At 72.2% G+C, this 18,209-nt stretch carries 20 protein-coding genes and 2 pseudogenes; 13 read left to right on the forward strand and 9 right to left on the reverse strand.

The genetic code is table 11. The annotated features are described in order from the left end of the window. Window positions 1–42: 42 nt before the first annotated feature. The 3 genes from ACIPEP_RS16885 to ACIPEP_RS16895 are packed head-to-tail and all read left to right on the forward strand — an operon-like array spanning window position 43 to window position 2,113. Window positions 43–666: an isochorismatase family protein gene (locus ACIPEP_RS16885; protein ID WP_402717878.1), complete on the forward strand. Its 624-nt coding sequence runs from the start codon at window positions 43–45 to the stop codon at window positions 664–666. Further along, complete coding sequence (locus ACIPEP_RS16890) at window positions 663–1,283, forward strand: TetR-like C-terminal domain-containing protein (protein ID WP_070418012.1); 621 nt, start codon at window positions 663–665, stop codon at window positions 1,281–1,283. The genes ACIPEP_RS16885 and ACIPEP_RS16890 overlap by 4 nt, the downstream gene beginning before the upstream one ends. After that, a complete protein-coding gene (locus tag ACIPEP_RS16895; protein ID WP_070418011.1) occupies window positions 1,280–2,113 on the forward strand; it encodes a GntR family transcriptional regulator in 834 nt (277 codons plus the stop codon). Before ACIPEP_RS16890 ends, ACIPEP_RS16895 begins: the two co-directional genes overlap by 4 nt. 12 nt (window positions 2,114–2,125) lie before the next feature. Here the strand turns inward: ACIPEP_RS16895 and ACIPEP_RS16900 are convergent, their stop codons facing one another. Beyond that, window positions 2,126–3,190: a YeiH family protein gene (locus ACIPEP_RS16900; RefSeq protein WP_402717879.1), complete on the reverse strand. Its 1,065-nt coding sequence runs from the start codon at window positions 3,188–3,190 to the stop codon at window positions 2,126–2,128. A gap of 70 nt (window positions 3,191–3,260) precedes the next feature. Then, window positions 3,261–3,857, reverse strand: a complete 597-nt coding sequence (locus tag ACIPEP_RS16905; RefSeq protein ID WP_402717880.1) for an LppP/LprE family lipoprotein — start codon at window positions 3,855–3,857, stop codon at window positions 3,261–3,263. Between the two features lie 143 nt (window positions 3,858–4,000). On the opposite strand from ACIPEP_RS16905, the gene ACIPEP_RS16910 reads away from it, so the two are divergent. Continuing rightward, window positions 4,001–4,351 carry a hypothetical protein gene (locus tag ACIPEP_RS16910; RefSeq protein WP_071295720.1) on the forward strand — a complete coding sequence of 117 codons (351 nt, stop codon included), beginning with the start codon at window positions 4,001–4,003 and terminating at the stop codon, window positions 4,349–4,351. A 33-nt stretch (window positions 4,352–4,384) separates the two neighbouring features. Further along, window positions 4,385–5,029, forward strand: coding sequence for a hypothetical protein (locus ACIPEP_RS16915; RefSeq protein ID WP_402717881.1), 645 nt, complete (start codon window positions 4,385–4,387; stop codon window positions 5,027–5,029). A 60-nt stretch (window positions 5,030–5,089) separates the two neighbouring features. On the opposite strand, the gene ACIPEP_RS16920 is transcribed toward ACIPEP_RS16915, so the two are convergent. Beyond that, window positions 5,090–6,805, reverse strand: a complete 1,716-nt coding sequence (locus tag ACIPEP_RS16920; RefSeq protein ID WP_402717882.1) for an APC family permease — start codon at window positions 6,803–6,805, stop codon at window positions 5,090–5,092. Window positions 6,806–6,952: 147 nt separating this feature from the next. Here ACIPEP_RS16920 and ACIPEP_RS16925 point away from each other — a divergent pair, with 147 nt between their 5' ends. The 3 genes and pseudogenes from ACIPEP_RS16925 to ACIPEP_RS16935 all read left to right on the forward strand — a co-directional run. Further along, a complete protein-coding gene (locus ACIPEP_RS16925; RefSeq protein ID WP_402717883.1) occupies window positions 6,953–8,290 on the forward strand; it encodes a flavin monoamine oxidase family protein in 1,338 nt (445 codons plus the stop codon). Window positions 8,291–8,347: 57 nt separating this feature from the next. Next, window positions 8,348–8,443 (forward strand): annotated as a pseudogene (locus tag ACIPEP_RS16930) (DivIVA domain-containing protein); the annotation flags it as partial. Between the two features lie 45 nt (window positions 8,444–8,488). Continuing rightward, window positions 8,489–8,602: pseudogene (locus tag ACIPEP_RS16935) on the forward strand (DivIVA domain-containing protein); the annotation flags it as partial. A 47-nt stretch (window positions 8,603–8,649) separates the two neighbouring features. Here ACIPEP_RS16935 and ACIPEP_RS16940 read toward each other — a convergent pair. Further along, window positions 8,650–9,516 carry a LysR family transcriptional regulator gene (locus tag ACIPEP_RS16940; protein ID WP_402717884.1) on the reverse strand — a complete coding sequence of 289 codons (867 nt, stop codon included), beginning with the start codon at window positions 9,514–9,516 and terminating at the stop codon, window positions 8,650–8,652. Window positions 9,517–9,611: 95 nt separating this feature from the next. Between ACIPEP_RS16940 and ACIPEP_RS16945 the strand changes: the two genes are divergently transcribed. Beyond that, window positions 9,612–10,334, forward strand: coding sequence for an SDR family NAD(P)-dependent oxidoreductase (locus tag ACIPEP_RS16945; protein ID WP_402717885.1), 723 nt, complete (start codon window positions 9,612–9,614; stop codon window positions 10,332–10,334). An 80-nt stretch (window positions 10,335–10,414) separates the two neighbouring features. Here the strand turns inward: ACIPEP_RS16945 and ACIPEP_RS16950 are convergent, their stop codons facing one another. From ACIPEP_RS16950 to ACIPEP_RS16960, 3 genes are all read right to left on the reverse strand, one after another. Beyond that, window positions 10,415–11,572 (reverse strand): Gfo/Idh/MocA family protein, encoded by a 1,158-nt coding sequence (locus tag ACIPEP_RS16950; RefSeq protein WP_402717886.1) that lies wholly within the window; start codon window positions 11,570–11,572, stop codon window positions 10,415–10,417. Continuing rightward, window positions 11,569–12,390 carry a sugar phosphate isomerase/epimerase family protein gene (locus tag ACIPEP_RS16955; protein WP_402717887.1) on the reverse strand — a complete coding sequence of 274 codons (822 nt, stop codon included), beginning with the start codon at window positions 12,388–12,390 and terminating at the stop codon, window positions 11,569–11,571. Before ACIPEP_RS16955 ends, ACIPEP_RS16950 begins: the two co-directional genes overlap by 4 nt. A gap of 107 nt (window positions 12,391–12,497) precedes the next feature. Then, window positions 12,498–13,862 (reverse strand): MFS transporter, encoded by a 1,365-nt coding sequence (locus ACIPEP_RS16960; RefSeq protein ID WP_071295715.1) that lies wholly within the window; start codon window positions 13,860–13,862, stop codon window positions 12,498–12,500. Between the two features lie 159 nt (window positions 13,863–14,021). Here ACIPEP_RS16960 and ACIPEP_RS16965 point away from each other — a divergent pair, with 159 nt between their 5' ends. Continuing rightward, entirely contained in the window at window positions 14,022–14,606 is a 585-nt protein-coding gene (locus ACIPEP_RS16965; protein WP_254790859.1) for a TetR/AcrR family transcriptional regulator, read from the forward strand. 41 nt (window positions 14,607–14,647) lie between these two features. On the opposite strand, the gene ACIPEP_RS16970 is transcribed toward ACIPEP_RS16965, so the two are convergent. Next, the gene (locus ACIPEP_RS16970) at window positions 14,648–15,040 is read right to left on the reverse strand and encodes a hypothetical protein (protein WP_402717888.1); all 393 of its coding nucleotides are present in this window, start codon (window positions 15,038–15,040) and stop codon (window positions 14,648–14,650) included. Next, window positions 15,037–15,204 carry a hypothetical protein gene (locus ACIPEP_RS16975; RefSeq protein ID WP_402717889.1) on the reverse strand — a complete coding sequence of 56 codons (168 nt, stop codon included), beginning with the start codon at window positions 15,202–15,204 and terminating at the stop codon, window positions 15,037–15,039. The genes ACIPEP_RS16970 and ACIPEP_RS16975 overlap by 4 nt, the downstream gene beginning before the upstream one ends. A 210-nt stretch (window positions 15,205–15,414) precedes the next feature. Here ACIPEP_RS16975 and ACIPEP_RS16980 point away from each other — a divergent pair, with 210 nt between their 5' ends. The 3 genes from ACIPEP_RS16980 (at window position 15,415) to ACIPEP_RS16990 (ending at window position 18,206) form a co-directional block, all read left to right on the forward strand. Beyond that, the gene (locus ACIPEP_RS16980) at window positions 15,415–16,035 is read left to right on the forward strand and encodes an NUDIX hydrolase (RefSeq protein ID WP_402717953.1); all 621 of its coding nucleotides are present in this window, start codon (window positions 15,415–15,417) and stop codon (window positions 16,033–16,035) included. A gap of 26 nt (window positions 16,036–16,061) precedes the next feature. Continuing rightward, on the forward strand, window positions 16,062–17,690 hold the full coding sequence (locus ACIPEP_RS16985; RefSeq protein ID WP_402717890.1) for a phospholipase D-like domain-containing protein: 1,629 nt from the start codon (window positions 16,062–16,064) through the stop codon (window positions 17,688–17,690). Between the two features lie 81 nt (window positions 17,691–17,771). Continuing rightward, a complete protein-coding gene (locus ACIPEP_RS16990) occupies window positions 17,772–18,206 on the forward strand; it encodes a hypothetical protein (RefSeq protein ID WP_402717891.1) in 435 nt (144 codons plus the stop codon). Window positions 18,207–18,209: the final 3 nt, after the last annotated feature.

Consider the following 18,209-nt stretch of genomic DNA (forward strand, 5'->3'; position numbering starts at 1 on the left):
CCAGGCCCCCACCAGCCAGCCCCACGACGGAAGCAGGACCGCATGACCGACGACCACGACGACTACGTCTCGGCCGGCTACACCGGTGCGCTCGAACCGGGCCGACGGGCGGCGCTCGTCGTCGTCGACCCGGTGAACGCCTACGTCGACCCGGCGTGCGGGCTGTACGCCGGCGTCGAGGAACCCGTCGAGCGCATGCGCGAGCTCACGGCCGCGGCCCGGGTGGCCGGTGTGCACGTCGCCGTCACGACGATGGCGCTGTCGGCCGACGGCTCCAACGCGGGGGTGTTCTTCCGGAAGGTGCCGGCCCTCGCGGCGTACCTCCCCGGCACGTCCACCGGCGCGTTCATCGAGGGGCTCGCGCCGGTCGACGGGGACACCCTCGTGCCGAAGCAGTACCCGAGCGCGTTCTTCGGGACCTCGCTGGCCGCCGACCTCGTCGCACGAGGGGTCGACACGCTCTTCATCGCCGGACTCTCGACGAGCGGGTGCATCCGGGCCACCGCGACGGACGCCATGCAGCACGGCTTCGTGCCGATCGTCGTGCGCGAGGCCGTCGGCGACCGACTGCCGAGCGTGCACGAGGCGAACCTGTTCGACATCCAGGCGAAGATCGGCGAGGTGTGGGGCATCGACCGGGTGCTCGCGCTCTGGAGCGCCGCGTGAGCACCGAGGCCCCGGTCCGCGGACGGCCCCGGAACGCCGCGGTCGACGAGGCCGTGTACACGGCGTGCATCGCGATCCTCGCCGAGGGCGACCCCCGCGCGTTCACGATCAGGGCGGTCGCCGACGCCGCCGGGGTGGGGGCGGCGACGATCTACCGGCGCTGGTCCAGTCGCGACGTGCTCCTCACCGAGACCGTCATCCGCCTGATGGAGGAGTCGATCCCGACGATCCTCGACGCCCCGATCGACGAGGGCGTCCTCGGGCTCACCCGCGGCTGGGTGCACGCGCTCGTCGCGACCCCGGTCGGCCGGGCGCTGCCGCTCATCGTGGAGCTCGCCTCGCACGAGCCCCGGGTGGCCGAGGCGGTCGCCGCGTGGCACCTCGACCGACGGGTCCGGGTGAACGCGATGCTCCAGCGGGCGATGGACGCCGGCGACCTGCGGCCCGACGTCGACCTCGGGATCGCCGTCGACCTGCTCGGCGGTCCGACCTTCTACCGCCGGGTGTTCGTGTCCATCGACATCCAGGCACCCGACTACCCGGTGCGCCTCGCACGGGAGTTCCTCCGGTGGGCCGGGTGGACCGGCGACACCACGACCGTGGGGGTGGTCTCGTGACCGACGTCGCACCCGACGACCGACTGGACGGCACCGCGGGACGTCGTCCGGTCCCGCCGTGGACGGACATGGCCATCGGCGACGTCACGCCCGGGCACTGGATCGGCTTCAACCGACGCTCGGACGCCGCCCGGCAGGTGTCCGACCTCATCCGCGCGGACATCGTCGCCGGTCGGTTCACCGGACCGCTGCCGTACGAGTGGGAGCTCCTCGACCTGTACGGCACGACGCGGAACGTCCTGCGCGCGGCGCTGACGCTCCTCAAGGAACAGCGCCTGCTCACCCGGGCACCGCGGTCGGGCACGTTCGGCGTGCGTCCGGTGGCCTCGGTGAGCCTCGCCCGGACCACCGAGGAGGTCACGATCTACGGCGAGAACACCGGCGGCAGCGTGTTCGACTCCCCGCGGCTGAGCATCGTGCACCTGTGCGTCCAGCTCGTGCCGGCGCCCGAGACCGTCCGGCGGAACCTCGAGATGGACGGCAGCGCCGCGTACTTCGTCGAGAGCCTCATCTCGTTCGACGGGGAGCCGAGCCGGGTGCGGACGAGCTGGGTGCCGCAGGAGCGGTTCCCGGACCTCGTGTCGGAGCCGCTCACCGAGTACGTGCCGGACGTGCTCGTGCGGCGGGTCGGGCAGCGGCCGGTCGCTCGTCGACTGCTGCTCAGCACGGTGAACGCCGACCAGTGGAGCGCGGACCTGCTCGACATCGATCCGGGGCAGGCGATCTTCCACATCGAGCGGCTGATGTGCCTGGCCGACGGGACCCCGGTGGAGTACGGGTTCTCGCGGTACCGGGGCGACCGGGCGGTGATCGACTCCCGCATCGTGTGAGCCTCGACGCCGTCAGAGGAGCCCGAACACCGCCTGCGCGCCGAGGCTCGTCCCCGCCACGAGCACCCACAGCGCGATCCCGAGCAGCATCGGTCGGAACCCCGCCCGCCGGAGCGCGCCGAAGTCCGTCGAGACCCCGATCGCGGCGAGCGCCACCGTGATGAGGAACGTCGCGGCGGTGGAGAACCCCGGGGCCGCTGCGGCCGGCAGGACCCCGAGGGTGCGGAGGAGCACGACCACGAGGAACCCGACCAGGAACCACGGGACCAACCGGAACACGCGGACGCCCCCGGCGCGACCGGACCCGTCGTCGGTGGTGGGCTGCGCGCGGGAGGTGCGCCGCGCCTCCAGGCCGGCCAGCCCCACGACGATCGGGATGATCATGAGCGTCCGGACCAGCTTCACGACCACCGCCGTGTCGGTCGCCTGCCGACCGTAGACGGTCGCGGTGGCGACCACCGACGAGGTGTCGTTCACCGCGGTGCCGGCGAAGACGCCGAACGCGTGCTGCGAGAGCCCCAGTGCGTGGCCGACGAGGGGGAAGACGAAGACGGCGGCGATGTTGCACAGGAAGATCGTCGACATCGCGTAGGCGACGTCCGCGCTGACCGCGCCGATCACGGGCGTGACGGCCGCGATCGCCGAGGCGCCGCAGATCCCCGTCCCGACGCCGATGAGCGTGCGGAGGGCACTCGAGACCCGGAGCAGCCGACCGATCCCCCACGCTGCGACGAGGCACACGACGAGGGTCGTCAGCATCACGGGCAGCGTCTCGCCGCCGATGCGGAGCACCTCGGCGATCGAGAGCTGGGCGCCGAGCAGGACGACGGCGAACTGCAGGACCCGGCTCGAGGCGAACTTCACGCCGGGCTGCAGCAGGCCGAGATCACCGCCCGAGCCCGCACCGGTGCCCTCGTGGTGTCGTCGTCGGCGGACGAGCCACCCGACCAGGGCGCCGAGCACGACCGCGGGGACCGGGCCGCCGACGACCGGGACCTCGCGGCCGACGACGGTGGCGGCGAGCCCGATCACGAGGGCGAGCGCGACACCCGGCCAGGCGGTGCGGAGGAACGGCATGGCGTCCAGCATGACAGGCCCACGGCGGGCGGCGGACGGCAGCCGGCGTGCGGCGTCGCGGCGTCGCGGCTCAGCCGGCCGGCGGCACCTGCCCCGTCATGACCACGCGCCCGGCAGCGTCGTCCCACCGGAACGTCGCGTCCGTCCGACCGCTCGCGTCCGCCGTCGACTCGTCCGGCTTCGCGTAGCGGTAGGCCACCGCGATCGTCGACGGGTCGGTCCGGCTGATGTCCGGGACGAAGCCGTACTGCTCCTTCGTGGCCGTGCCGAGGTACCGGCCGTCGTGGAAGAGCAGGATCGCGACGGGCGAGCTGCCGGTCGCGAGGTCCAGGCTCACCGTGACCCAGGACAGCGGGGCGCACGCCTCGTACCCGGACGTGTCGGCCCGTGCGGCGTCCCACTTCGCGTCCTCGAGCCCGGCCGGCAGCGGCAGGTCGGCGATCGGCTGGGCGGCGGCCTCGGCACCGCTCGACGGGCCGCACGTCGGCGTGGGGGTCGGGGTCGACGTCGGGGTCGGGGTCGGGCTCTCGGCGACCGCAGTCGGCGTGGCGGTCACGGTGCGGGTGGCGGTGGCGGTGGCGGTGGGGCCGGCGGTCGTCCCGCCGCTGCACCCGGTCAGGGCAACGGCCAGGACGGCGGCGAACAGGATCCCCCCGGTGGTGTTCACGGTGCGCATCCGGACAGGTTCCTCCTCGCCCTGCACAGAGTTCTCGGCGTATTCTTGGTTTCGGAAGCAACGACGATTCCGGCCATGCCTCGTCGTGTCGCGTTCCCCGACCTCGACGGGCCCCGACCCGACCAAGAGCCCTCGTGTCTGAACACCTCATCGAGTACGTCGCCCGTGACCGAACGGGCATCACCGCCGTCGTGACGACCACCAGCGTCATCGACGTCGACACCGTGATCAAGCACATCCACGCCGGGCACGCCGGGTACTACGTCGCGGCCGACTCGTGGAAGCGCACGCCGGTTCGGAGCCTGTCGTTCCTCGGCGGCGCGTACCTGTTCGCGAACTGGGACGGCTCGAAGCGGAACATGCTGCACGATCTCGCGCTCCGCGCTCCGACCCGCTCCATCGAGACGAAGCCGGTGGCGCGGCGCCCGCGGTTCTCGCGGGTGCTCGACGCGATCCTCGGCCGGCGGCGGTCCCACCGGCACTGACCGCACCGACTGACGTCCGAGCAGGATGGGACCGTGCAGGACGTGACGGACGGGTGGGTGCGACGGCTCCGTGACGGGACCGCGCCGCGGCAGTGGCCGATCCACCTGACTGCGGCGGTCCTGGTGCTGGGTGCACCGGCACTCATCGTCGCGGAGTTCGGCTCGCCGGCCTTCGTCGAGCAGATGGACCGCAGCAGTCGCGTGGGCAGCGTCGTCCTCGTCGAGCTGTTCCTGACCGTCGTCGGCATCGTGATGTCGGTCGGCACCTGGTGGAGCGGACGTCGTGACCGACGGACACTCGCCCGCATCCGCGCGGGCGGTCGCGAACCCGCGTTCTTCCTGCCCGTGCTGACGAAGAGCATCCGGACCTCCGAGGACCTCCCGCGTCCCCGTCCCGAGGTGTGGACGCTCGATCGTGCCGGCATGCACGGATGGGCGCCGGACCGGGAGGCGCCGGTGATCGATCTGCCCTGGTCGCGGATCCGGACGATCGACCTCGCGACGAAGGACGCACGCGGCTCCCGCGTGGACTACGCGCTCTGGTTCGACCTCGTCGGTGGAGGCGAGCTCGTCCTGCCGCCGCGGACGGCCCTCGGCCGCCCGTTCGAGGTGGGACCCGGCGGTCTGGAGACGCTCCTGCCGGTGCTGCGGTCGCTGCGGCGCGAGCTGGTGGACTGACGGACGGGAGGCACGGTGCGGGCCCGCCCCGCGCCTCCCGTCCGCCGCCGGTGCGCGAGATCAGTCGTCGTCGCGGCGACGCGACCGCGTCCGCCGGAACCGCTTGCCGGTCTCCTCGTCGACCGCGATGCTGCCCGTCGGCAGGTTCGAGAAGTCGGGCGCGATGACGGTCGGCTCCGGGACGCCACCCGTGCCGTCGAGGACGAGGATGTTGCTCGTGCTCGTGAGCGTCCGCCCCCGGAAGAAGTCCGGGGACCGCAGCCACCAGACGACCATCAGCACGACACCGATGAGGATCGCGCCGACGCCCACCACGGCGACCGCTCCGATGCCGAGGATCGTGACGTCCTTCCCGTCGTCGCCCTGCAGCCAGTCGGGTTGGGCGAACTGCACGAGTCCGTAGACGAACGTCACCGCGAGCGTCAGGCCGCCGAGCAACGGGACGAGCCCTCGCATGACGAAGTTCCGCACGGTGCTGAAGAGTGTCCGTCGGTAGACCCAGACGCACGCGAAGCCGGTCAGCCCGTAGTAGAACGCGATCATCAGGCCGACGGAACCGATCAGGGCGGTGAGGAGGTTCGTCGAGATCACGGTGAACAGCACGTAGAAGCCGATCGACGCGATGCCCATCCCGATGGTCGACCAGGTCGGCGTGAGGAAGCGCCGGTGGATCCGGGCGAAGTGCGACGGCAGGGCCTTGTAGACCGCCATCGAGAGCGAGGTCCGGGCGGTCGGCATGATCGTGGTCTGCGTCGAGGCGGACGCCGAGGTGAGGATCGAGAACGACAGCAGGGCCATCGCCGCGTGCCCGAGGAACGAGTTGCCGAAGAGCGCCGGGCCGATCGCCGAGAACACGTCGTCCGCGTTGCCCTGCGCCCCGAGGCCGATGCCCTTCGTCCCGACGCCGGCGAACGCGATCGCCGCGATCGACACGAGGGCGTAGATGACGAGGAGCAGGACCGTGCTGATGACGGCTGCACGGCCAGGGGTCTTCTCGGGGTCCTTCGTCTCCTCGTTGAGCGAGACGGCGGTGTCCCAGCCCCAGTAGATGAAGATCGCCGTGAGCATGGCGGGGGCGATGACCGACCCGAAGTCCATGCCGCTCGGCCACAGCCACGACAGCGAGGGTGTGATCGAGCCCTCGACGCCGTTGCCGGTGCCGACCCGCACGAGCGCGACGGCAGCGAACATCACGAGCACGAGCACCTCGATGCCGAGCAGGACGTACTGCAGCCGGGCCGACACCTCGACGCCGACGTAGCAGATGAAGGTCATCACGGCGATCCAGGCCACCCCGGCGACGGTCGACCAGAGCGTGCTGTTCCCGAGGGCGCTGATCGCCGGGTCGTTCGTGAGGACGCCGACGAAGGAGTACCCGTACGAGCCGGCGATCTGGGCGAGGTTCGCCATCACGATGACGTCCGCGGCGATGATCCCCCACCCGCCGAGCCACCCCGTCACGGAACCGAACGCCCGGGTCGCCCAGGTGAACGTCGTGCCGCAGTCGGGGTCCTCGCGGTTGAGCTCCTGGTAGGCCACCGCGATCATCCACATCGGGATGAACGCGAGCAGCATGATCGCCGGGGCCTTCACCCCGGCGAGGAGCGCTCCCCCACTGGCCACGACCAACCCGAGGCTCGCGGCCAGGCTGTAGGCGGGCGCGGTGGACGAGATGCCCATGACGACGCTGCCGACCAGGCCGATGGCCCCCGGTCGCAGTCCCTTCTCCGTGCCGACGGTCTCGGTCGACACCGTCACGACCCGTTCGTCTCGCATGACCACCACGCTCTCTCGATGGCGAGCGACGGAAACCGTCGCCGTAACTCCACGACTCTGTGGATACGAGCACTGAAACTAGACCTCAGCAACGATTTCCGCACCTGGCTGTGTCAATCTTGATCCAGTCCCGAGAGGAGCACCAGCATGGAGGACGCGGACGTCGTCGTGATCGGTGCGGGCGTGGCGGGGCTCGCGGCCGCACGGGTGCTCGCCGGGGCCGGGCGCCGGGTCGTCGTGCTCGAGGGCCGGGACCGGATCGGCGGTCGGGTCCACACCGACCGGACCGACGGGCACGTGACGGACCTCGGCGCCTCGTGGATCCACGGCGTCGAGGACAACGCCGTGGCCGACGCCGTCGCCGCGTTCGGCATCCGCACGGTCGAGTTCACCGTCGGCGGGTACCAGGTCGACAGCCGGCCGATCGGGTACCACGGGCCCGACGGTCGTCGGCTCGAGGCCGGTGCAGCCGCCCGGTTCGCCGACGACGTACGCACGGTCGACCGCGCCCTGGCCGACGAGGTCGAGCGATCGGCGCCGCTCGACAGCTACCGCGACGTGGTCGCCCGGGCCGTCGCGGCGCAGGGCTGGGACGCCGAGCGGGCGGAACGGGTCAGCGAGCACCTCGAGCACCGGAGCGAGGAGCAGTACGGGGTCGCGAGCGACGAGCTCGCCGCGCACGGGCTCGACGACGACACGATCGCGGGCGACGAGGTGGTGTTCCCGGACGGCTACGACGCCCTGCCCGCACACCTCGCCGCGGGGCTCGACGTCCGGCTCGGGCACGTCGTCGAGCGCATCGACCATGGGGACGGCGGGGTGGTGGTCACGAGCAGCCGCGGCCCGTTCCACGCCGAGGCCGCCGTCGTCACGGTGCCCGTCGGGGTGCTGCAGGCCGGCGACCTCGTGATCGAGCCACCGCTGCCCGCACGGCACCGGCAGGCACTCGGACGGCTGCGGATGAACGCCTTCGAGAAGGTCGTCCTGCGGTTCCCGGAACGGTTCTGGGACGCCGACGTCTACGCGGTCCGGCAGCTCGGTCCGGCCGGACGGTGGTGGCACTCCTGGTACGACCTGACGCGGCTCGACGGGGTGCCGACGCTGCTCACCTTCGCGGCCGGTCCGGCAGCGCGGGCGATCCGGGACTGGAACGAGGAGCGGGTCGCGGACTCGGTGCTCGAGCAGCTCCGGCGACTGTACGGCGACGCGGTGGGGACGCCGACGTCGGTGCTCGTGACGGCGTGGCAGGACGACCCGTTCGCCCGGGGCTCGTACGCGCACATGCTGCCGGGGTCGACGACGAGCGACCACGACGACCTCGCGGTGCCGATCGCGAGGCGCGTGCACCTGGCGGGCGAGGCGACGTGGACCGACGACCCCGCGACCGTGGCCGGCGCGCTGTACTCGGGGCACCGTGCGGCGGTCGCGGTGCTCGGCCACGAGGTGCCGATCGACCGGGTCTGGACGGGCACACCCGCCGGGTGACCTGTGCGAGGATCGTCGAACACGCCGGCACGAGGGGTCCGGCACGAGGGGGAGAGCATGCTCGCGAGCGATGTGGCGAACGCGAAGTTCGCACCGACGAAGTGGCGCGAAGGGTACGACCAGCGCGAGGTCGACGACTTCCTCGACCGGGTCCGGGCGACCCTGGCCGGGTACGAGGCCGGACGTCCGGTCGACCCGCTGACGCCCGAGGACGTCACCCTGGCGCGCTTCCAGCCGACCAAGTTCCGCGAGGGCTACCGCCAGGACGAGGTCGGCGACTTCCTCGACCGCGTGGTGGTCGCGCTGCGGCAGCACGCCACGCGCCGCTGACCGGCCCCGTCAGGCGCTGACCGGCCCGGTCAGGCGCTGACCGCGCCCGCGGCCTCCCCGATCCGCAGCCCGGTCGCCACGAGCCGCGCGACCGCCGGCGTCTCCCGCCCGACCGGCCACCCGAGCACCGTCGTCGCGAGGGGTGCGTCGAGCACCGGCACCGCGACGTGCTCGGGCCACTGCCAGGCCCGGCTCGAGCGCGGGATCACGAGCAGCGTCCGACCGAGCGCCACCAGCTGCGCCAGCTGCGACTGCGAGTGCACCTCCGGCCCCGGTCCCGGCGGGTAGGTCCAGTCGGCGAGCGGCCACCGCGCCATCGGCAGGTCGGGGACCGACGACACCTCGGCCATCGTGAGGGACCGGCGGTCGGCGAGCGGGTGGGAGGCGGGGACGATCGCGACCTGCGGCTCGGAGTACAGGTCGACCGACTCGATCCCGGTGAAGTCGTCGAACGGCCGGTGCATGACCGCCACGTCCGCCGTGCCGTCGAGGAGGAGTCCCGCCTGCTCACCGATCTCGCAGAGCACCACGTCGACCGGCACGTCCTCGGGGGCGGCGTCGAGCAGGGCCTGCAGGAACTCGTGCGACGACCCGGCCTTCGTCGCGAGGACGAGCCGCTGCTCCGGTGACCCCGCGCGTCGGGTCCGCCGGACGGCAGCGCGCACGGCGTCGAGGGCGGCCGGGGCTTCGCGGAGGAGCGCCGACCCCGCGTCGGTGAGGGTCACGCCGCGACGGTCACGGTCGAAGAGCCGGACGCCGATCCGCTCCTCGAGCTGCCGGATCGCCCGCGACAACGGCGGCTGCGCCATCCCGAGCCGGAGCGCCGCGCGGCCGAAGTGCAGTTCCTCGGCGACGGCGACGAAGTACCGGAGCTCGCGCGTCTCGACATCGTCCACGACCGGCAGCCTACGCCGGCCGATACCCGGCGAGTATCACCACCCACCCGATCGGTGTTGGACGCGGGAACCACCCCGGACCGACGATCGAGCACATGGACGACAAGACGACCGCGCTGGTGACCGGCGCGAACAAGGGCATCGGGTACGCGATCGCCGAGCAGCTGGGTGCGACGGGGATGCGCGTGCTCGTCGGGGCACGGAGCGACACCGGTCGCGAGGAAGCGGTGGAACGACTGCGGGCGAGCGGGGTCGACGCCCACGGGGTCCGGCTCGACGTGACGAGCGACGAGAGCGTGGCGGACGCTGCGGCAGAGGTCGAGGAGCGCTTCGGCCGACTCGACGTCCTCGTGAACAACGCCGGGATCTCGGGACCGTTCGACCCGGTGACGTGGACGCAGGATCCGACGACGCTCGACCTCGACGTCGTCCGGCAGGTCGTCGACGTCAACGTCTACGGCGTCGTCCGCGTGACGAACGCGATGCTGCCGCTACTGCGCCGCTCCCCCGCGCCGCGCATCGTGAACGCGTCGAGCAGCATGGGGTCCCTCGGCCGCCAGCCGGGTCCGGTGATGGCCGCGTACGCCCCGTCGAAGACGTTCCTCAACGGCATCACGACCCAGTACGCGAGGGCGTTCGCGGACACCCCGGTCATCGTCAACGCTGCATGCCCGGGGCTCGTCGCGACGGACTTCAACGGCTTCAGCGGCGACCGCTCGGCCGCGCAGGGCGCGGCGACCGCGGTGCGGCTCGCGACGCTGCCGGACGACGGCCCGCGGGGTGGCTTCTTCGAGGACGCGGGCGTCGTCCCCTGGTGACCACGGACACGACGGGAGGCCCTGCGCACGTTCCGCACGAGGCGGACGTGGGCAGGGCCTCCTGTCTGGTGCCACGGCCGTCAGACCGCGGCCGGCGCCGTCTCGAGCGTGGCAGCGAACGGGTCGAAGTCCTCCGGCAGGGACGCGATCGCCCCGACGGTGGACTCGACCTCGACGAACGACCGCCGCTCGATGGACTCCTCCACCGCGACCATCGCGTCGAGCACGTGGTACCCGACGGCACCGGTCGCGATGTGCGAACCGCCGCCGCGGATGGCCCGCGCCATGTCGAGCACACCGAGGCCCCGGCCGACCGTCGGCTCCTCGTCGAGGAGCGTCTCCCACTCCTGTTCGAACGGCCACGAGGCACCGACGGGGATCGGTCGGGCGATCCGGATCGGGTGGCCGCCGCCGAACGTGTTCGGGTCGGGCAGGACGATCGTGCCCTCGGTGCCGTTGACCTCGAAGACGCCGTGCCGGAACAGCGGGGTGTCGAACGACAGCAGTGACTGCGCGTTGCCACCCTGCTCGAACGACGACAGGACGGACACGTGGGTGGGCACCTCGACGGGGAACGACTGGCCCGCGTTCGGCCCGACGACGAGCTCTCGGGTCTCGCGGGACCGCGACCCGGTCGCGACGACGGAGTCGATCGGCCCGAGCAGGTGCACGAGCGCCGTGAAGTAGTACGGGCCGATGTCGAACAGCGGGCCGGCGCCCTTGGCGTAGAGGAACGACGCGTTCGGGTGGAAGACGTCCGGCCCCTGCCACTGCATGCTCGTGACCGCGGTCAGCGGCGTGCCGATCGCACCGGCCTCGATCGCCCGCTTGGCGGTCTGCCACCCCGGGCCGAGCACGGTGTCGGGCGCGATGCCGAGCTTGAGCCCGAGCTCGTCGGCGAGGGCGACCAGGCCGGCCGCGGACTCGCGGTCGACCCCGATCGGCTTCTCGCTCCACACGTGCTTGCCCGCGCGGAGGGCGTCCGTGGACACCGCCACGTGCGTGGCCGGGAGCGTCAGGTTGATGACGATCTCGACGTCGGGGTCGGCGAGGACCGACGCACCGTCGCCGGAGGCTGCGACGCCCCACTTCGCCGCCGACGCCGCAGCACGCTCCGTGTCGATGTCGCCGATCCGGACGACCTCGACGTCGGGGAAGGTCGTGAGGTTCGCGAGGTACTGCTCGCTGATCATGCCGGCGCCGATGAAGCCGATGCCGACCTTGCCCGTGCGGGTCATGCGGACACCGCCGATCCGCTCGGTGCGAGCTGCGCTGCGAGCCACTCGTACGACTGGGCGACCCCGTCGAAGACGTCCCCCGCGAACCCGTCGAACTCGATCACGGCGTACTCGAGGGCCGTCGCGGCACGCAGCGCCTCGGCGAGCCGGACGTCGCCCTGGCCGGCCGGGGTCTGGTCGGTGGGGATCGTCGCGGTGGAGATGTCGTCGCGCATGGGGCCGTCCTTGACGTGCACGGCGACGATGCGGTCACCGAGCTCCTCGATGAACGGCACGAGGTCGATGCCCGCGGCGGAGGCCCAGTACAGGTCGAGCTCGAGCACCACGCCCGGGTCGAGCAGCGAGGCGAGCACCTGCAGTGCGGGCCGGCCGTCGATCTGCGGTCGGAGCTCGTGGTCGTGGTTGTGGTAGCCGACACGGAGGCCGTGCTCGGCCGCCTCGGCAGCGGCGGCGTTGAGTCGGGCCGCGACCCGCTCGACGCCCTCGCGGGTGGTCCAGTGGTCGGGGCCGACGAACGGGTCGATGACGATCTCGAGGCCGAGCTCCTTCGCCGCGGCGAAGGTGTCGGCGTGCGACGGCGCGGTCATCACGGAGCCGTCGGGCAGCGGGATGGTCTCCTCGACGAGGAAGGCGTGGCCGGTCTTCGCGGTGATGCCGTGGGCGTCGAACGCTTCCTTGAGCTGCGCTGCTCGGTCGACGAACGCGAACGCCTCGACGGTGTCGAAGCCGATGTCGGCGAGGCGGCGGACGCCGCCGTCGAGGTCGGGCTCCAGCGCGGCGTTCACCGTGTAGAGCTGCAGGGAGATGGCGGGTGCCATGGCTGGTCCTTTCAGGGAGGCTTGCGGTGTGTGCGGTGACCGCCTGGAGGCGCGACTCGCCTTCGTGAGTCGGGTCGCGCCTCCAGGACCGTGCGCTGGTGCGCCGTCTACCGGACCGACTTGATGGGGAAGATCACGAGTGCGCCGAGGATCACCGCGACACCCGCGCCCCAGAGCATGAGCGTGTAGTTCTGACCGCCCCCGACGCCGAGGAGGAAGAGGCCGACGGCCGGGGCGAGCGACTGCGGCAGCGCGTTCGCGATGTTGATCACGCCGAGGTCCTTGCCGGGGCGCTCCGGGTCGGGCAGCACGTCGACGATGAGGGCGGTGTCGATGGCGGAGTAGATGCCGAAGGCGAAGCCCATCACGATCTCGGCGAAGTAGAACCCGCCGACCGTGTCCACGTGCGCCAGGATCACCAGGCCGACGGCGGTGAGGGCCGTGGAGCTCCACACGAAGACCTTGCGGCGGCCGACGCGGTCGGACACCCACCCGGAGAGCGCGGCGCTGACCAGCAGGGCGACGGTGTAGAGGAGCACACCGAACGCGACGATGCCGACGGCCTCCTTCTGCGGGAGGCCGATGCGGTCCTCCATGTACAGCAGGCGGTAGGTCGTGAACATGAACGTGCCGAAGGTGATGAGGAAGCGCCCCCACCAGGCGAGCCCGAAGTCGCGGTGCTTGATCGGGTTGGTCCAGAACGACGAGATGAGGTTGACCCAGCTGAACGGCTTGATCGGCGTCGTCGGCAGCTCGTCGCGGGCCACGAACGAGTAGACGAGGATCGCGATGATCGCGATGATGCCCGGGACGATGAAGAGCATCGGCAGGTTGCCGACCAGGTAGACGGCCAGGTACAGACCGGCGAGGATCGCGGTGTTCTGCGCGAGCGCGATGACGCTCGAGGCCTTGCCGCGCTGGAACTCCGGCACGTTGTCGGCGAAGCTCGCGGTCAGGGTGGCGAGGACCGCGTTGGCGGTGACCTGCGCGAGGACCCACGCCAGGGTGAGCTGCAGGACGTTCGGCGAGAACGCGAGCCAGGCGAGCGCACCGACGAAGACGATGACGCCGCCGACCATCCACGGCCGACGACGACCCCAGCGGGTGCGGGTGCGGTCCGAGATCGCGCCGAAGAGCGGGTTCGCGAGCAGGGCACCGATCGCGCCGAACGGCAGGACCGAACCGACGATCGTCTCGGGGTTCGACGGGTTGAGCTCGGTCGCCTTGATCGACATGCTCACGAAGACCGGCGTGAGCAGGGCGACGAAGAGGCCGAACTGGGCGAAGCTGAGGCCCCAGAGGTAGCCGCGGCCGACCCGCATCGTGCTGACGGACTGCGTGATGCCCTCGACCGAGAACGCTCGGGACGCTGCGGCGTCCGTGGCGGTGGCGCCGGCGGCTGCGGTGACCGCGGGGGATGCGGTTCCGGCGATGCCGCGAGTGGGTTCTTCCTTCGACGTCGGTGTCGACATGACTCCTCCTCGAGTCATAGGGGGCTTCGGGGCCCGCTGAATCCCTAGTGCTACTAGGTGATCGGGACAGTAGCACTCAAAACCTCCGACCGGAAGTTTTTGTTCCGGTACTTTGCGCGAGCACTTCGGCGGCTCATGGCTGCCGGTAGGTTGGTCCGGGTGACCTCCAACGATGGAACCGGCAGCCGCGGGCCGTACGCCAAGGGCGTGCAGCGCCGGCAGGAGATCCTCGACCAGACGCTCGAGGTCGTCGCCTCCCGTGGCATCGACGGGACCTCGCTCCGGGCCATCGGCGAGGCGATCGGCATCTCGCACGCCGCACTCCGGCACTACTTCTCGTCGCGCGAGGCCCTGCTCGTCGAGGTGTTGCGGGAGCGTGACGACGCGTCGAACCGGGCGTTGGGCGACACCGGCGGCGTGTTCCCCCGGCTCGAGTTCGTCGCCCACCGGAACGTCAGCGAGCCGGCCCTGGTGACGCTCTACACGACGCTGCTCGGCGCCTCGGTGGAGGCGGGGAACGAGACCGCGCGGTCGTACTTCGCGGCGCGGTTCGCCACGGCGCGCGCTGATCTGGCGCAGCAACTGCGCGACGAGCTCGTCGCCACCGGTCGGCACAGCGATGCGGACCTCGACCAGGTCGCGTCGCTGATCATCGCGGCGTTCGACGGGTTGCAGGTGCAGTGGTTGCTCGACCGCGACGTGGACATCGCGGGGACGCTGCGGTTGTTGGAGCGAGTGCTCTAGCCTCCGAGCTCGCCGTCCGGTGCCGCCCGCGCCTCGGGCCGTCAGTCGAGGCGGACCTCGGCGACACCGCTCCCCCGGCACTGCAGGGGTGCGCCGAAGCCGTGGTCCGTCCAGGCCAGTTCGACCCCGCGCTCGTCGAGCCGCGCACCGTCGGCGCCGAAGAGCGCCACACGGCCGCGTTCGTCCTGCGTCTGCTCGACCGGGACCGTCCAGGTCGCGACGTCGACCTCGGACGTCGCCGACTCCTGCTCAGGCGTGCAGTCGGTCCCGATGCACACCGCGACCGACTCGACGGCGTCCGCGAGGTGCTCGGGCACGACGACGTTCACCGTGTTGCCCTGCCCGGAGTCGGCGCAGGCGGACCCGGGCGACGAGCACCCGGCGAGCGCCAGGGCCAGCCCGACCCCGATCGTGGCGGTGACGAGTGTCCTCACGCCGTGCCGTCGTCCTCCTCGGGGTTGAAGTGCGAATCGTCGCCCACGTGTCCGGCGGCGAGGCCGTCGGGCTCGTTGGGGATCGTGCCGTCCTCGCCGAGGCCGTCCGGCTTCGGCGTGCCCTCGGGGTCGTTCTTCGGTGCGGTGCCGTCGGTGTCGCTCATGGTCTGCTCCCGTGCAGTGTCGGTTCGGGACCGCCGTGGTCCCGGTGGTGCTGACTCGGAACGTACGGGTCGTGCCTCGGAGATCCCCCCGGGGGCGCACCTTCCGGATGTTCCGCCTCGCGGCGCAGCACCTAGGCTGACGACGTGAACCCGGCGCGTCAGCAGCTCTCCGCGCTCGTCGGTCCCGGTGCCGCCCCGCTCGTCACGGGCATGCCGGTGGCCAGTGCCTCCCGCAACGCGGCCGTCCTCATCCTGTTCGGCGAACTCGACGACGTCCCGAGCGACCGCCCGGCCGCCGGCACCGACGTCTCGCGGGACCTCGACGTCCTGCTCCTCGCACGGGCCACCACGCTCCGCGCCCACCCCGGCGAGATCGCGTTCCCCGGCGGCCGGGTCGACCCCGGTGACACGGACGCGACCGCCGCGGCACTCCGTGAAGCCCGCGAGGAGACCGGCATCGACACCGCGGGCGTGGACGTCCTCGGCACGATCGCCCCGGTGCCGCTCGCGTTCTCGCGGCACCTCGTCACGCCGGTGCTCGGGTGGTGGCGCGACTCCTCGCCCGTCCGGGTCGTCGACGAGGCCGAGTCCGCCGCGGTGTTCCGGGCGCCGGTGGCCGACCTGCTCGACCCCGCCCACCGCGGCGTGACGGTGATCCGCCGCGGTGGGCAGGAGTGGCGCGGCCCGGCGTTCACGATCGACTCCGGCCCCGAGCAGCACGTCGTCTGGGGCTTCACCGCGATGCTCCTCGACGCCCTGTTCGACCGCCTCGGCTGGGCCGAGCCGTGGGACGAGCACCACGAGATCCCCCTGCCGGGCTCGCGCCCCTGAACGTCGCCGTCCCGTACTGTTCGACTGTGCGTACCGGTCCAGCTGATTGGTTCCTCTCCCGCGACGAGCGAGGCAACCTCGCCACCGGCGTGCACGCGGGACACCCCGACGACGACACGGACCGGAACCGGCCCGACGCCGAGGGGGACACCGGCGCCGACGCGGCACCGTGGTCGGAGGGCAACCACGTCCGGCCGCTCGTGCACGGCGCCGCCTACTTCGACCGCATCCACGCGGAACTGACCGCCCTCCGCCCCGGTGACCGCGTCTGGTTCACCGACTGGCGCGGCGACGCCGACGAGCGGTTGCTGCCGGACGGCCCGACGATCGGGGACCTGCTGGCGGACCGCGCACGAGCGGGCATCGAGGTGCGCGGGCTCATCTGGCGGTCCCACGGCGAGCGCGTCTCGGCGTCGATCAGCGCCCGGTCGAACGAGCTGCTGGGCCGGAAGATCAACGACGCCGGCGGCCAGGTACTGCTCGACCAGCGCGTCCGGGTGTTCGGCTCGCACCACCAGAAGTTCTTCGTCATCCAGCACCGCGACGACCCCTCGCGCGACGTCGCGTTCGTCGGCGGGATCGACCTCTGCCACAGCCGTCGCGACGACGCCGCGCACGAGGGCGATCCGCAGCCCGTCTCGATCGACGCCCGCTACGGGGAACGCCCGGCCTGGCACGACGCGTCGATGGAGCTCCGCGGGCCGGTCGTCGCGGACGTGCTCGCCGTGTTCGCCGAGCGCTGGGACGACCCGCTCCCCCTCGACCGCAGCCTGCCGTACCGGATGCTGCTGCAACGCCTCGTCCACATGCCGCGCCGCCCCGAGCCCCTGCCCGAACGCACGGCGCCACCACCAGCGGCCGGGCACCACGCCGTGCAGCTCCTCCGCACGTACGGGGTGAAGCGCCCGCCGTTCCCGTTCGCGCCCCTGGGTGAGCGGAGCATCGCCCGCGCGTACGGCAAGGCCTTCGCCCGAGCGCGATCGCTGCTCTACATCGAGGACCAGTACCTCTGGTCGCGCGAGGTCGCGACCGGCATCGCCGAGGCCCTCGAACGCAACCGGGAGCTCCGTGTCGTCGTCCTCGTGCCGCGATACCCGAACTCGGACGGGCCGCTCGGCGGTCCCCCGAGCCGGTTCGGCCAGATCGAGGCGCTCCGGACGCTCCGCCGCACCGCACCCGACCGCGTCGGCGCCTTCGACCTCGAGCACGAGGACGGCCGCCCGATCTACATCCACGCCAAGGTCTGCATCGTCGACGACGAGTGGTTCACGATCGGCTCGGACAACTTCAACCGCCGCTCGTGGACGTCCGACAGCGAACTCACGTGCGCCGTCGTGGACACCTCGGACGACGACCGGTCCCTCGCCCGGGACCTCCGCCACGAGCTCTGGGCGGAGCACCTCGCGACGACGCCCGACGACGAGCGGTTCACCGGGTCCGGCGCGGACCTGCTCGCCCTCTGGCGCTCCACGGCACGTGCGCTCGACCACTGGCACGAGGACGGGCAGCCCGGCCCGCGGCCCCCTGGACGCATCCGCCAGCACGAGCCGGAGCCGGTCTCCGCGCTGCAGCGTCTGTGGGCGCGCCCCGCCGCGCGCCTCGCCGTGGACCCCGACGGCCGACCGCGCCGGTTGCGCGGCTCGACACACTTCTGACGGGAGGCGCGGTGCGGGCCCGACCCGCGCCTCCCGTCCGCCACCAACTTGCGTCCACCGCCCGCGGCCTACGCTGGGTGCATGGGGGCACGCGAGGACTGGTGGGACGATCCCGGCGACGACCTGGTGCTGCACCCGCCGCGAGCCGAGCAGGCGCCGCCACCCCGCGACCCCGGCTCGGTCGACCTCGTCGCCACCGTCCTGCTCCTCGGCGCGGCCGTCCTGGTGAGCCCGGCGGCGTGGTTCGCCGTCGTCATCGGCCAGCTCGCGTTCACCGGGTGCGCGCAACCGTCGCCGGGGTGCAGCAGCGCTGACGACCCCGGTGCGGCCGTGCGCAACTGGCACCTCGTCCTCACGCTCGTCGTCCTCGTCGCGGGGATCGTCGGTTCGGTCGCGCGCCGTGCCCGACGCCGGACGGGGTGGCCCGTCGCACTCGCGACACTGGTCGGCGTGCTGGTGGTCTTCGCCGGAGCCGTCATCGCGATCCAGGTCGCCAGCGGGGGCAACCTGTTCTAGCGA

The sequence above is a fragment of the Curtobacterium sp. NPDC087082 genome (genome assembly GCF_044745045.1).
Taxonomy (GTDB): Bacteria; Actinomycetota; Actinomycetes; order Actinomycetales; family Microbacteriaceae; genus Curtobacterium.